The 14,201-nt window shown below is 74.4% G+C and carries 13 protein-coding genes; all 13 read right to left on the minus strand.

All coding sequences use genetic code 11. The annotated features are described in order from the left end of the window. Positions 1-24: 24 nt before the first annotated feature. A complete protein-coding gene (rpe, locus tag AB0J53_RS15500; RefSeq protein WP_357586579.1) occupies positions 25-687 on the minus strand; it encodes a ribulose-phosphate 3-epimerase in 663 nt (220 codons plus the stop codon). Positions 688-751: 64 nt separating this feature from the next. Next, entirely contained in the window at positions 752-2,221 is a 1,470-nt protein-coding gene (locus AB0J53_RS15505) for a transcription antitermination factor NusB (RefSeq protein ID WP_364172332.1), read from the minus strand. Between the two features lie 49 nt (positions 2,222-2,270). Continuing rightward, positions 2,271-3,203: a methionyl-tRNA formyltransferase gene (gene fmt / locus AB0J53_RS15510; RefSeq protein WP_364172334.1), complete on the minus strand. Its 933-nt coding sequence runs from the start codon at positions 3,201-3,203 to the stop codon at positions 2,271-2,273. Between the two features lie 2 nt (positions 3,204-3,205). Continuing rightward, positions 3,206-3,754, minus strand: a complete 549-nt coding sequence (gene def, locus AB0J53_RS15515; protein WP_219507245.1) for a peptide deformylase — start codon at positions 3,752-3,754, stop codon at positions 3,206-3,208. 26 nt (positions 3,755-3,780) lie between these two features. Continuing rightward, positions 3,781-5,118: a hypothetical protein gene (locus AB0J53_RS15520; protein ID WP_364172336.1), complete on the minus strand. Its 1,338-nt coding sequence runs from the start codon at positions 5,116-5,118 to the stop codon at positions 3,781-3,783. Positions 5,119-5,155: 37 nt separating this feature from the next. Beyond that, positions 5,156-6,649, minus strand: a complete 1,494-nt coding sequence (locus AB0J53_RS15525; RefSeq protein ID WP_364172338.1) for a hypothetical protein — start codon at positions 6,647-6,649, stop codon at positions 5,156-5,158. 50 nt (positions 6,650-6,699) lie between these two features. Further along, on the minus strand, positions 6,700-9,429 hold the full coding sequence (locus tag AB0J53_RS15530; RefSeq protein ID WP_364172340.1) for a primosomal protein N': 2,730 nt from the start codon (positions 9,427-9,429) through the stop codon (positions 6,700-6,702). 249 nt (positions 9,430-9,678) lie between these two features. Continuing rightward, the gene (gene metK / locus AB0J53_RS15535; protein ID WP_219507240.1) at positions 9,679-10,866 is read right to left on the minus strand and encodes a methionine adenosyltransferase; all 1,188 of its coding nucleotides are present in this window, start codon (positions 10,864-10,866) and stop codon (positions 9,679-9,681) included. Positions 10,867-11,024: 158 nt separating this feature from the next. Further along, entirely contained in the window at positions 11,025-11,393 is a 369-nt protein-coding gene (locus tag AB0J53_RS15540; RefSeq protein WP_219507239.1) for a hypothetical protein, read from the minus strand. A gap of 95 nt (positions 11,394-11,488) precedes the next feature. Beyond that, complete coding sequence (gene coaBC / locus AB0J53_RS15545) at positions 11,489-12,673, minus strand: bifunctional phosphopantothenoylcysteine decarboxylase/phosphopantothenate--cysteine ligase CoaBC (protein WP_364172343.1); 1,185 nt, start codon at positions 12,671-12,673, stop codon at positions 11,489-11,491. A gap of 7 nt (positions 12,674-12,680) precedes the next feature. Beyond that, positions 12,681-12,950 (minus strand): DNA-directed RNA polymerase subunit omega, encoded by a 270-nt coding sequence (gene rpoZ, locus AB0J53_RS15550; RefSeq protein ID WP_219507237.1) that lies wholly within the window; start codon positions 12,948-12,950, stop codon positions 12,681-12,683. A 6-nt stretch (positions 12,951-12,956) separates the two neighbouring features. Beyond that, entirely contained in the window at positions 12,957-13,529 is a 573-nt protein-coding gene (gene gmk / locus AB0J53_RS15555; protein WP_246645243.1) for a guanylate kinase, read from the minus strand. A 139-nt stretch (positions 13,530-13,668) separates the two neighbouring features. After that, the gene (mihF, locus tag AB0J53_RS15560) at positions 13,669-13,992 is read right to left on the minus strand and encodes an integration host factor, actinobacterial type (RefSeq protein ID WP_020541698.1); all 324 of its coding nucleotides are present in this window, start codon (positions 13,990-13,992) and stop codon (positions 13,669-13,671) included. Between the last annotated feature and the right edge of the window lie 209 nt (positions 13,993-14,201).

The following is a 14,201-nucleotide window of genomic DNA, read 5'->3' on the forward strand; positions in this document are numbered from 1 at the left end:
CCCGGCCGTCGGCGTCTGGCGGTCCTACGAGGCGGCGCCCGCCGCCAGCGAACGCAGGGAGTCGACGGCCGCGACCCGGTCGGCGGAGCCGTAGACGGCGTTGCCCGCCACGAACACGTCGGCGCCCGCCTCCGCGCACCGCTCGATCGTGCTCTCGGACACCCCGCCGTCGACCTGCAGCCACACCTGCCCGCCGTGCCGCTCGATGATCGACCGCGCCCGCCGCACCTTCGGCAGCACCATGTCGAGGAACTTCTGCCCGCCGAACCCCGGCTCCACCGTCATCAGCAGCAGCATGTCGACCTCGCCGACGAGATCCTCGTACGGCTCCACCGCCGTGGCCGGGTTGAGCGCCAGACCCGCCCGGGCGCCGAGCGAGCGGATCTCCCGCAGCGTCCGCACCGGCGCCGAGGACGCCTCCGCGTGGATGGTCACGCTCCCCGCCCCCGCCTCGGCGTAGCCGGGGGCCCACCGATCGGGGTCCTCGATCATGAGGTGGCAGTCGAGCGGCAGCGAGGTCGCCTTGAGCAACGACTCGACCACGGGCAGCCCGAGGGTCAGGTTGGGCACGAAGTGGTTGTCCATGACATCCACGTGCAGCCAGTCGGCGTTCGGCACGGCGGCCGCCTCGTCGGCGAGCCGGGCGAAGTCGGCGGACAGGATGCTGGGCGAGATCTGTACGGCCATGATGGTCAGAGTCTAGCCACGCCCCGCCCGGCCGGACCGCCCGCCCCGCGCCCGGCGGGGCAGCTCACCCCGCCCGGCGCAGCAGCGCCAGGAACATCGCGTCGGTGCCGTGCCGGTGCGGCCAGAACTGCGCGTACGGCCCGTCGCCGAGCCCGCCCACCTCCGGCAGGTAGGCACGCGCGTCGAGCGTCTCCACGTCGTCCCTGCCGCCTGCGACGTCGCCCACGACCACCCGCGTCTCCGCCAGGTGCGGCGAGCACGTCACGTACGCGACGACCCCGCCGGGACGCACCGCGTCGAGCGCGGTGCCGAGCAGCCGCCGCTGCAGCCTGCCCAGCTCCGCGATGCTCGCCGGATCGCGCCGCCACCGCGCCTCCGGGCGGCGCCGCAGCGCGCCGAGCCCCGTGCAGGGCGCGTCGAGCATCACCCGGTCGAACACCCCGGGCCGCCACGCGGGCTCGGTGCCGTCAGCGGTGATCACCGCGGCGTCCCTGGTCGTCTCCCAGACGAGCCGCGCCCGGTGATACTGCACGTCACCGGCCAGCAGCCGGGCCCCGCCCGGGTGCGCCATCACCGCGCCGCCGGCCTCGGTGCCTTCGACGTCGCCGTGACGGGCGATCGCGTCGAGCAGGCCCGCCTTTCCGCCCGGCCCGGCGCACAGGTCGAGCCACAGCTCCTCGCCGCCGTCGAGCGGCACCCGGGTGAGGGCCAGCGCGACGAGCTGGCTCGCCTCGTCCTGGACCGCCGCCCGCGTGTCGTGGACGGCCTCGATCCGGCCCGGGTCGCCCTCGGGCAGGTAGGCGGCGTAAGGCGAGTAGCGGCCCGGCTCGGCCCCCGACTCCCGCAGCTCCTCGACCGAGCTGCGGCCCGGCCTGGCCACCAGCGTCACCAGCGGCCGCGCGTTGTCGGCGTCGAGCAGGTCGGCGGTCTCGTGCGCGGCGGGGCCGAGCGCGTCGCGGAACGCGCTGACGATCCACCGGGGATGGCTGTGCGCCACGGCCAGGTGCCCGGCCGGGTCGTCGCCGGCGTCGGGCGCCACGATCGGCACCCACTCCTCCAGCGACCTGGACGCGATCTTGCGCGCGACGGCGTTGGCGAACTTGGCCGCCCCCGGGCCGACGCGCAGCCGTACGAGATCGACGGTGGTGCCGACGGCCGCGTGCGGCGGGACGCGCATCTTCAGCAGCTGGTGCGCGCCGAGCCGCAGCGCGTCACGCACCTCCGGGTCGGGCGCGCGGTCGCTGCACACCTCGATGATCGCGTCGTACGTGCCGAGGCCGCGCAGCGTGCCGTAGGCCAGCTCGGTGGCCAGCGCCGCGTCGCGCCCGCCGATGCCGCGCTCGCGCAGCATGCGGGGCAGCAGCAGGTTGGCGTAGGAGTCGCGCTCGTCGACGGCGCGCAGCACGTCGTAGGCGGCGTTACGCGCCTGGTCGCGCGGCGGACGCCGCCCCCCGCCCCCGCCACGGCCCCCGCCGCGCCCGGTCGGCTGGCCGCCGCGGCTGTCGCCGTGCGGCCGGTTCCCCCGTGCTTTCATGCTTTCCGGCTCTCCCTCGCGGCGCGGCCGCGCGGGCCGGCCGGCGTGCTCACTCAAACCGCTCGCCGCTCTCCGGGCGGGTGCCGCGGGCCCACTCGCCCGCGCTCATCAGCCGCTTGCCCTGCGGCTGGACCTCGCCCAGCTCGACCGGGCCGGTGGCGGTGCCGACCAGCACCGTGTTCTTGCCCGCGACGAGGATCTCGCCGGGCGCGAGCCGCTCGGCGGCCTCGGCGAGCCGGACGGGGCCGAGCTTGACCCGCTGCCCGCGGAACTCGCTCCACGCCCCCGGGTTGGGGGTGCAGCCGCGGATGAGCCGGTCGGCGTGCAGGGCGGGCTTGGCCCAGTCGACCCGGGCGTCGGTCACGCTGATCTTGGGGGCGAGGGTCACCCCGTCGTGCGGCTGCGGGCGGGCCTCCAGGGTGCCGTCCTCGACGCCGTCGAGCGTCGCGGCCAGCAGCCCGGCCCCGGACACCGACAGCCGCTCCAGCAGCGCGCCGCTGGTGTCGCCGGCGCGGATCTCCTCGGTGACGACGCCGTAGACGGGCCCGGCGTCGAGCTCCTTGACGATCCGGAACGTGGTCGCGCCGGTGATCTCGTCGCCGTGCAGGACGGCGTGCTGCACGGGGGCGGCGCCGCGCCACGCGGGCAGGATCGAGAAGTGCAGGTTGATCCAGCCGTGGCGGGGCACGTCGAGCGCCGACTGGGGCAGCAGCGCGCCGTAGGCGACCACGGGGCAGCAGTCGGGCTCCAGCTCCCGCAGCCGCTCCAGGAACTCCGGGTCGCCGGCCTTGGCGGGCCGCAGCACCTCGATGCCCGCCTCCTCGGCCAGCTCGGCCACCGGCGACGGGTGGACCTTGCGGCCCCGGCCGGACTGGGCGTCGGGCCGGGTGACGACGGCGGCCACCTCGTGGCGGGGCGAGTCGATCAGGGTGCGCAGCGACGGCAGCGCAGTCTCGGGCGTGCCCGCGAACACCAGGCGCATCGTCACAGCGCCTTTCCGCCGGTGGCGTGCGGGGAGAACTTGACCGTGGGCGCCGCCAGGCCGCTCCACTCGGCCTCGCGGATGGCCTTCATCGCGAGCTTGCGCTGCTTGGCATCCATCCGGTCGATGAACAGGATGCCGTCGAGGTGGTCGGTCTCGTGCTGGAAGCAGCGCGCCATCAGGTCGGTGCCCTCCAGCGTGACCGGCTCGCCGTGCATGTTGAAGCCCCGGGCGACGGCGCGGATGGCGCGCGGCGTGGGGAACGACAGGCCGGGGAACGACAGGCAGCCCTCCTCGCCCTCCTCGTCCAGGTCGTCGGACAGGTCGAGGTCGGGGTTGATCAGGTGGCCGAGCTGGTCGTCGACGTAATAGGTGAACACGCGCAGGCCCACGCCGATCTGCGGCGCGGCCAGGCCGGCGCCCGGCGCGTCCATCATCGTGTCGGTGAGGTCCTTGACCAGCTTGCGGAGCTCCTTGTCGAAGTCGGTCACCGGCGCAGCCGGGGTGCGCAGCACCGGGTCTCCGAACAGCCGGATCGCCTGGATCGCCAAGGGGGTCACTCCGTTTCGTAGGTGGATCAGTCCATTTTAGTGTGCGCGAGGGAGCGCGCCTTCATCGCCGCTTTGCGCGCCGCCTTGACGACCGCCTGGTCGTCGTGCGCGCCGGCGAGCATGTCGAGGACGGCCACGGTGTCGGGGTGGCCGACGGCCGGCATCGCGGTGATGAGCTTGACGAGGTCCTCGCCCGGCTCCGGCGTGTCGAGCCGGCCCGCGACGGGCCCCGACATGTGCATGAGCGCGGCCAGCGAGTCGACCGCGATCCAGGTGTGGTCCTCGGGGCTGAGCGGCGGCGCCTGAAGGTCGCGGATGTGCAGCCAGGAGGCGGCGTAGCGGCGCATGAGCGGCAGGGCGAGCGCCTCGCGCATCGGGGCCTCGGCCTCGGGCCCGAGCTCCTCCAGGACGGCGCCCACCGCGCCGCGCCGGCCGGCGTCGCCCTCGGCGGCGATCGCGATGAGCTCGCGGGCGGCCTCCTCGGGCGGACGGCGCTCCAGCCACCCGGCGACGGCGCTCTGCGTGGCCGAGCCCTTGACCAGGGCCTCGACCAGCTCGGCGGCCGACAGGTCGGCGAACACCTCGACCTCGGCGGCCGTGGGCGCGTCGTGGCCCTCGCGCAGCAGGTCGCGGCGGATCGCCCAGACGCCCAGCGGGGTGAGCGCGGTGCGCCCGGCCGACGTCTGCTCGACCAGGCCGCAGTAGGACAGCAGCGACAGCGCCTCCAGCAGCTCGGCCGGGAGCGCCGCGGCGAGCCTGCGCATCTCCGCGTCGCCGGGCGCGCAGGCCACCTCGTGCGACTGCAGGATGCCCCGGGCCAGGTTGGCGATCGCGACGCCGGACCGTACGGAGTAGATCGTGGCGAGCATCTCGGCGAGGTGGCCGTCGACCACGGTGGAGCCGGTCAGGCCCTCGTCGGCGCGGTCGAGCACGTCCATGACGACGCCGTCCCAGAACTCCAGCGTCGCCTCCACCGTCAGCCGCGCCGGCAGCGGGCCGCGCGACGCCCGGCCGCGCGCGATGCGCAGCAGGCCGGTGTTGACGGCGACGATCCAGACCAGCCGCAGCCGCGACGGCTCCAGGCCGAGCGCGGCGACGGCCGCCGCCCGGTCGGCCTCCGGCAGCAGCCCGTCCGGCGACACCGGGCGCTCGCCCGTCCAGGTGGCGAGGCGGATGGCGTCGGCGACGAGCGGGACCGTCGGGACCACCCGCGCGAGCTCGGCGTCGCCGGCCAGCGTGACAGGCGGGAACGTGAGCGCCTCGTGCTGCGCGGGGGTCTTCTCCTGCGGCGGCCGTGGCGGCACGGCGGCCTGCTCATCGATCAGCTTGCGCAGCTCGGCGAGGTCGAAGACGTTGTTTGCCACCCACGAAACTTACTGCACAGGAGTCACAGAGGCGTACTCATCGGATGCCCCGGGAGCGCGCCTTGAACGCCGCCTTGCGGGCCGCCTTGGCGGCCGTGCCGTCGGGCAGCGAGCGTCCGAGCAGCTCCAGGACCTCGACGACGTCGGGGTGGTCCACCCGCCACATCTCCTCGATGAGGTGGGCCGGCGGGCCGGAGGCGGCGATGTTCTCGGCGAACATCTCGGGGTCGTCGGCGGCCGCCGGGGTCGCCAGCGCGAGCATGTCGACGCTGACCCACAGCAGCTCCTCCTGGCTGAGCGCCGGGGCGGGCAGGCCGCGCGCGGTGAGCCAGTGGATGGCGTGCGGGCGCAGCTCCTGGTCGTCGAGCCAGGGCCGCACCTCGCCGGCGGCCTCGGCGCCGAGCCGGTCCACGATCGTGACCGCGATCCCGCGCGCCACGGCGGGCGCGCCGGAGGCGGCGGCGAGCAACTGGGCCGCGGCCTCGCCGGCCGGGCGGGCGGCCAGCCAGCGGCTGATGTCGTCCTCGGCCAGCTCGGTCGGCACGCCGTCGAGCAGCCCCTCGATGAGCCCGCGCGCGTCGGCCTCGGCCAGGTCGGGAGCCTGCGGCGCGTCGAGCCCGAGCGCGAGGTAGTGCTCGCGCAGCGCCCACACGGCGGCCGGGGTGAGCGCGACCGTGCCGTCCTCCAGGCGCAGCAGGCCGCACCAGGCCAGCCGTTCCAGCACGGCGGGCACGTCGACGGCGGTGTCCTCGGCCAGGTCGGCCAGGTAGTCGCCGGCCACGGCGGCGGGCGCGGGCGACTGGAGCCGGTAGAGCATGTCGAGCAGGTCGTAGAGCTCCTCGTCGACCTGCGGGTGGCCGGTGACCTGGCCGCCGGTGTCACGCTCGACGAGGTGGGCGACGACCGCCGCCCAGCGCGGAAGCGGCTCCCCCTCGGCCACCTCGCTCAGGTAGGGCGCCTCGCCCCGGTCGAGCGCGGCCAGCAGCGGGACGTCGCGCAGCTCCGCCTCCAGCGCCTCGGGCGAGGGCAGCCGGACGGCCGGCCTGGGCGTGCAGCCGGGACAGTCGCAGGGCGCCTCCCCCAGGTCGGGCACCTCGCCCGACGGGATGGCGATCGACTGCTCCAGCGACTCGGGCCCGATCGAGCTGAACAGGCTCTTGGCCATGCCGAAGTTGGCGGTGTCGGCCAGCGCCCCCGGCATCCGGGTGGCGATGTCGCTCAGCCGCTCACGCATCAGCGCAGCCGTCTCACCGCTGACCGCACCCGACTCCTGCAGGTAGTCGACCAGCGTGCGGGCGGCGGCCACCGTCTCCGGCGCGCTCTCCGGAGGCGCGATCACCTTGCGCGGGTAGATGGACAGCAACAGCTCGTCGAACGTGGCGGGGACGAAGTCGCCCAGCTCGTTGACGTTCAGGTAGTCGCTGGCGTAATCGCAGAGCAGGCGGATCTCGTCCGCGTCCACCTCGACGCCCCGCCCGCGCCCCCAAGCACGCAGATCGTCGATGGCCAGGTTCACCCATTCGATCGACACAGAGGGCACGCTAACGGCTGGCTTACAGATGAGCGAATCGGGGAAACGGCCTAAATCAGGTCGAGCGGGTCGACACTTACCCTCACGACATCTGGTGTCTTTCTGGCCGCGCGCACCCCACTGGCCCCTTTGAGCGCCGCGGCCAGCGCCGCACCGCTCCCGCGCGGCACCCGGATCATGGCGCGTTCCTGGCCCGAGTCGTCGATCGGCACCGGCCCGAGCACCTGCGCGTCGGCGGGCAGGCGCGCCTCGGCCACCATCTGCCGCACCGCCGCCGCCGTGCCCGTGAGCGTCGCCATCCGCACCGCAGGAGGGAACCCGAGCTCCACCCGCTCGGCCAGCTCCCGCTCGGCGTGCGTGACCGCGTCCCAGCGCAGCAGCGCCTGCACCGCCGGCAGCCCTGCGTCGGCCAGCACCACCAGCTCACCGCGCGGGCGCAGCAGCGCGGCGGCGTTCATCCACCGGCGCACCGCCTCCTCCCCCGCCCGCAGGTCCGCCCGGCCCAGCAGCGCCCACCCGTCGAGCAGCACCACCGCCGCGTAGCCGCCCTCGGCCACCGGCTCGGCCCCCGGCGTCGCCACGACCAGCGCCCGGCTCCCCGGCACGCTCGCCAGCACCCCGTCACGCCCCGACGTGCGCACCGGCACCGACGGGAAGGCCCGGCCCAGCTCCTCCGCCGTCCGCCGCGCGCCCACGACCACCGCCCGCAGCCTCGGGCTCCCGCAGTGCTCGCACTTCCACGCCGCGTCCACCCGTCCGCACCAGCGGCAGTACGGGGCCGCGTGCCCGCCCCTGAGCGCCAGCGGCCCCCGGCACAGCCCGTCCCCCGCGCCCGCACGCCCCTCACCCTCGTACGCCGCGCCCGTACGCCCCTCGCCCACGTACGCCGCGTCCCCGGGCACGGCGAGCCGCATCGCCTCCCCCACGCCGGCCGCCCCTTCCGCGGCGTCGTGGACCGAGGAGCCGGCTGTCCCGGACCCACCGGGCCCGCCCAGAACCCCCTGGCCCTGCGACACGAACCCTCCGGGAGCGCCCGCGTACGCCGCCGCGCCCGCGTGAGCCGCCGGCCCCGTCGAGGCCGGGAAGCCCGTGCGGGTCGGCGGGTGCGAACAGCGGGCCGGGGCGCGGCAGTGCCGGCAGGCCAGCGCCGGCAGGTAGCCGCGCCTGGGCACCTGCACGAGGACGGGCCCGCTCTCCAGCCCCTGGCGCAGCGCCCGCCAGGCCACGCTGGGCAGCCGGGCCGCGCGCGCCGCCTGGTCCTTGGCCAGCTCGGCGTCCTCCCCCGCCGGGCGGACGTGCGGGGCGAGGCTCCTGATCGTCTGACGGTCGGCCACGATCGGCCGGGCCCAGCGGGAGGCGAGCAGCTGGGTGGCCTCGGCGGTGCGCGCGTAGGCGCCGATCAGCATGGCCGCGCCGGTCCGGTGCGCCCTCAGCCCCAGCACCTCCCGCGCGTGCGGGTACGGCGCGAGCCGCTCGGCGTGCAGGTCGTCGCCGTCGTCCCAGATCGCCACCAGCCCCAGCCGCTCCACGGGCGCGAACATCGCCGCCCGCGTCCCCACGACCGCCCGCACCTGCCCGCGCAGCACCGCCAGCCACCGCCGGTAGCGCTCGGCCGGGCCGAGGTCGGCGGTCAGCGCGACATGCCGCCCGGCGCCCAGCATCCGGCCCAGCTCGGCGTCGAGCAGTGCCACGTCCTTCCCGTCGGGCACGACCACGAGCGCGCCCCGGCCGCCGTCCAGCGTCGCCCGCACCGCCTCAGCGACGGGCCCCGCCCACCCCCGCGCCCCGGGCAGCGCCGACCACACCGCCCTGGGCGCCCTCCCGTGCCGCAACGCGTCGAGGAACGACGCCCCCATCGGGTACGCCCCCCACGCCCCACCGGGGCCCCGGACCGCGCCTTCCCTCAGGCCACCGTCCTGAACCCCACCGACGCCCCCCGCGCCGTCCCCCTGAGGCACGCCCTCACCAACCCGAGCCGCAACCGTCTCGCCCGGGGACCCGCCGTCCTGAAGGGAGGCACCGAGGTCGGGCCCGCCGACCTGGCGCGAGGCATTCGAGAGAGGCGGACCGCCCTGCTGAGCGGCCCCGGAGGTCGCCCCCCGCGGCTCCTCGGGCGTGGCGCTCTCGGACTCCGGGGCCGGGAACGCCGGGGCCTCGGGGGTCGGCGTCTCGGGGGTTGCCGCCTCGGGGCTTGGAGGCTCGGAGGTCGGGGTCTCCGTCGGCAGGGCCGCTGTCGCGGTCGGTGGCTGCCGTACGCGGTCCGCCGGGACGGAGGGGAGGTCAGGGGACGTAAAGCGCTCCGCCGGGCCGGAGGGGGCCTTGGGGGGCTCCGCAGAGGCCGCGGCGGCCCGGGTGGCCGTCTCCGTCCTGGCGTGGCGGGGCGGGACGGCCAGGCGCAGCACGTCGGCCAGGGTGCCCGCGTAGCGGTCGGCCACGGCCCTGGCGAGCCCGGCCACCTCGGGGGTGAGCACCCGCTCGGGCGAGACGACGCGTTCGAGGGGCGTCAGCCGCCCGGCGTGCTCGCTCTCGTCGGCCCGTTCCAGCAGGAACCCGTCGACGAGCTTGCCGGCGAACCGCACCCGCACCCGCACCCCCGGCTGGGCGCTCTCGTGCATCGAGGCGGGCACCAGGTAGTCGAACGGCCGGTCGAGGTGGGGCAGCGGGTTGTCCACGGCCACCCTGGCCACGGGCAGCTCCGGGGCGGGCACGACGGCGCCCTTCGCCGACGCCGCGGGCCGCACGGCGTCGAGCGGCAGGAGGGCGTCGTCGGAGGTCGTCACCCACTACGTCTACCAGACTCGGGCCCCGCCCCACGCCCGCCCGCGGACGCCCCCGCCACCGGCCGCGGGGAACGCCGCGGAAGGGCGTCCACCACCGCAGGACACCCCGACCACGAGGACCCGAGCAGCCGCGTACGGACGCCGCCCAGGTCCTGAGAGGCGCCCGGTCCTGAAAGCGCGACGACGCCGCCCCGGGACACGCGAAGATGCCGCACCCCCTCCTGGGGGCGCGGCATCGGCGGCGTCAGGTCAGAGGCCCGCGGCGGTGCGGAGCGCCTCGGCGCGGTCGGTGGACTCCCAGGAGAAGCCCTCGCGTCCGAAGTGCCCGTAGGCGGCGGTCTCGGAGTAGATAGGACGCAGCAGGTCGAGGTCGCGGATGATCGCGGCCGGGCGGAGGTCGAAGACCTCGAGCACGGCGGCCTGGATCTTCTCGACCGGCAGCTTCTCGGTGCCGAAGCACTCGACGAACAGGCCGACCGGCTGGGCCTTGCCGATGGCGTAGGCGACCTGGACCTCGCAGCGGTCGGCGAGGCCGGCCGCGACGACGTTCTTGGCGACCCAGCGCATGGCGTAGGCGGCCGAGCGGTCGACCTTGGACGGGTCCTTGCCCGAGAAGGCGCCGCCGCCGTGGCGGGCCATGCCGCCGTAGGTGTCGATGATGATCTTGCGGCCGGTGAGGCCGGCGTCGCCCATGGGGCCGCCGATCTCGAAGCGCCCGGTCGGGTTGACGAGCAGGCGGTAGCCCTCGGTCTCGATCTCGAGGCCGGCGAGCACGGGGTCGACCACGTGCTCCTTGATGTCGGGGGTCAGCATCTCCTTGAGGTCGATCTCGGCGGCGTGCTGCGTGGAGACGACCACGGTGTCGAGGCGGACCGGGCGGTCGCCGTCGTACTCGATGGTGACCTGGGTCTTGCCGTCGGGGCGCAGGTAGGGCACGGTGCCGGACTTGCGGACCTCGGACAGGCGCTGGGCGAGGCGGTGGGCGAGCGTGATGGGCAGCGGCATCAGCTCGGGGGTCTCGCGGCAGGCGTAGCCGAACATGAGGCCCTGGTCGCCGGCGCCCTGGCGGTCGAGCTCGTCGGCGTCGCCGCCGACGCGGTGCTCGTAGGCGTCGTCGACGCCCTGGGCGATGTCGGGCGACTGCGCGCCGATGGACACCGACACGCCGCACGAGGCGCCGTCGAAGCCCTTGTGGGAGGCGTCGTAGCCGATCTCCAGGATCTTCTCCCGGATGACGCCGGGGATGTCGACGTAGGTCTCGGTCGTGACCTCGCCTGCGACGTGAACCTGGCCGGTAGTGATCATCGTCTCGACGGCGACCCGGCTCCGCGGGTCGTCCTTGAGCATGGTGTCGAGAATCGCGTCACTGATCTGGTCGGCGATCTTGTCCGGGTGGCCCTCGGTGACCGACTCGGAGGTGAACAGGCGACGTGACAACTCAGTGGCTCCTCATGCAGCGGCTGCTGACGGCTGGGGACTCGGGGTGCTGGGCACACCTGAGCCTCGCCGAAGTCTAGCCCTACCTGGCGCCAGGTAGCGAAACCCGCCCCGCGATCCGGCACTCTGAAAGGAGGGCGGGGCCGATCGGGGCACGTTCAGAGATGGGGCAGAGGGTCGAGCGGCAGCGTCTCGGGCGCGAACACCTCGGCGTCGGCGGCGGCGACCACGGCCGCGTACTCGTCGTCGAACTCGAAGAGCATGTCGCCGAGCTCGATGACCGGTGACGGGCCGTGACGGATGGGCCCGAGCCGCGTGTTGCGCGGGAACGTGGCGTGCACCGAGACCGGGCGGTCGCTCCTGAGCATCCGGGTGGCGAGCACCGAGACGGCCAGGTCGGTGACGACGACGAGGAAGTTGGCGGCCCCCGGCGGCCCGACGGACAGCGCCGGGAAGACGTAGCGGATCGCGCCACGATGGCCGAGAACCGTCCTGCATCGGTCCCTGACAGCAGCACTTATTGGCATCCCGTCCCCCTTTGGCCCAGTATCCGTAGCTATAGGGAGATCCCGCAACAGGTGATCAGGTAATCCATCCGAGCGGTTAGCTGCCCGTACGGGATTCAGGACAGGCGGGCGGCGACGGCGTCCCAGACGGCGTCGGCCACGTCCTCCTTGGGCCCCCGGGGCACCTCGACGGGGTCGCCGCCGGCGACGAGCACGGTGGCGGCGTTGTCAGGGGTGCCGAAGGCCAGGTGCTCGCCGACCTGGTTGACGACCAGCAGGTCGCAGCCCTTGCGGGCGAGCTTGGCCTGCCCGTTGGCGAGCACGTCGTGGGTCTCGGCCGCGAAGCCGACGATCACCTTCGGGTACGCGCCGCGCTCGCGGCCCAGCTCGGCCAGGATGTCGGGGTTCTTCACCAGCCGGATCGGGTCGGGCTCGCCGTCGGTCTTCTTGATCTTCACGTCCTGCCGGTCGGCGGGCCGGAAGTCGGCGACGGCGGCGGCCATGACGACCACGTCGGCGGAGGCGGCGGCGGCCAGGACGGCCTCCCGCAGCTCGGCGGTGGTCTCCACCCGCACCACGGCGGCTCCGGCCGGGTCGGGCAGCGCGACGTTGGCGGCCACCACGGTCACCTCGGCGCCCCGGGCGGCGGCGGTGCGGGCCAGCGCGTAGCCCTGGAGGCCGGAGGAGCGGTTGCCGATGAAGCGGACCGGGTCGAGGGCCTCGCGGGTGCCGCCGGCGGAGACGACGACCTTGCGCCCGGCCAGGTCGCGCGGCGCGCCGCGCAGCACGCGCAGGCACACCTGGAAGATCTCGGCGGGGTCGGGCAGGCGGCCGGGCCCGGTGTCGGCCCCGGTGAGCCGGCCGACGGCCGGGTCGATCACGATCGCGCCCCGCTCGCGCAGGGTGGCGACGTTGGCGCGGGTGGCCGGGTGCTGCCACATCTCGGTGTGCATCGCGGGCGCGAACACCACCGGGCAGCGCGCGGTCAGCAGCGTGTTGGTGAGCAGGTCGCCGGCCAGCCCGTGGGCGGCCTTGGCGAGCAGGTCGGCCGTGGCGGGGGCGACCACGACGAGGTCGGCCGCCTGGCCGATGCGCACGTGGGGCACCTCGTGGACGCTCTCCCACACGTCGGTCGTCACCGGGTTGCCCGACAGGGCGGCCCAGGTGGGCTCGCCCACGAACCGCAGGGCGTCACGGGTGGGGACCACCCGGACCTCGTGCCCCGACTCGGTGAACAGGCGCAGCAGCTCGCACGCCTTGTACGCGGCAATGCCGCCGGCGACGCCCAGGACGACCTTCATCGAGCGGTCAGGCCGCGCCTTCGATGGGCTCGGCGTTGAGCAGGCCCTCGGAGACCTCGCGCAGCGCGATGGACAGCGGCTTCTCCTGGGCGTGCGTCTCGACGAGCGGGCCGACGTACTCCAGCAGGCCCTCGCCGAGCTGGGAGTAGTAGGCGTTGATCTGGCGGGCCCGCTTGGCGCCCATGATCACCAGAGAGTATTTGCTGTCGACGATGTCGAGCAGCGCGTCGATCGGAGGGTTGGTGATGCCCTCGGCGACCGGGGCGACTCCTGCCACGATTTGTCAGACCTCTCGCTTGGTGGTTGTGATGACCCCCTGAGGGTCGGTCATCAAGGCTATCAGCCGGTGGCACACGTCTTTGACATCCGTGTTCACCAGCGTGAGGTCGAACTCCTCCTCGGCCGCCATCTCGACCCGGCCGGCCGCCAGCCGCCTGGCGATGACGTCCTCGGGCTCGGTGCCCCGGCCGCGCAGCCGCTTCTCCAGCTCCTCCCAGGTGGGCGGGGCCAGGAAGACCAGCAGCGACTCCGGCATGCTGCGCCGCACCTGCCGGGCGCCCTCCAGGTCGATCTCCAGCAGCGTGGGCACGCCCGCCGCCAGCCTTTCGAGCACGGCCTGGCGCGGCGTGCCGTAGCGGTTGCCCGCGAACTCCGCCCACTCCAGCAGCTCACCGGCCGCGACGAGCCGGTCGAACTCCTCGCCGTCGACGAAGAAGTAGTGCACCCCGTGCACCTCGCCGGGCCGGGGGCTTCTGGTGGTCACCGAGACCGACAGCCACACCTCGGGGTGTGCCCGCCGGAGCTCGGCGACGACCGTGGACTTGCCGACGCCTGACGGCCCCGACAGGACCGTCAGCCGCCTTTCGCGCGAGGGGAGGAAGCCGCCGACTCTTGCGCCCGCTCCGACTGCCTCGTGGGCCCTTACACTGCCGGACCAGGACCTGTCGGTCACTTCCTACCCCCCGTTGAACCAGCGTTTTCGTGTGGAACCGAGATTAGCTCTCGTTGCCACCGAACTCGCGCTCGAGGGAGGCCCTCTGGTTCGCGCCGAGACCCCGCACGCGGCGGGACTCGGCGATGGCGAGCCGCTCCATGAGCTGCTTGGCGCGGACCTTGCCCACGCCGGGGAGCGATTCCAACAGTGCCGACACCTTCATCTTGCCGATGACGTCGTCGGTCTGCCCATCCTTGAGCACCTCAGCCAGAGAAACCGCGCCATGCTTGAGCCGGTTCTTGACCTCGGCACGCTCTTTACGGGCCTTGGCAGCCTTCTCCAGGGCTGCGGCGCGCTGCTCAGGGGTCAGGGGAGGAAGAGCCACGCCGGGTCACCTCGAATTTCTGTCGATGTACTCGGACGGGAAGGGAAACTAGCTGGTCATCGCCCCCTAAGCAACGTCAAGAGCGGTTTCTCTCGCCACAAAGTCGACTTCATCACTTTGGGTGATGGTAAAATCACTTTCTGCTGATCAAATCGCCCTCACTTCCCGCTTCTCGGCCGTGCGCGCGGTGCTGCCCGGGGGCGCTACGA

It is taken from the genome of Nonomuraea sp. NPDC049725, from assembly GCF_040674795.1.
Taxonomy (GTDB): domain Bacteria; phylum Actinomycetota; class Actinomycetes; order Streptosporangiales; family Streptosporangiaceae; genus Nonomuraea; species Nonomuraea ceibae.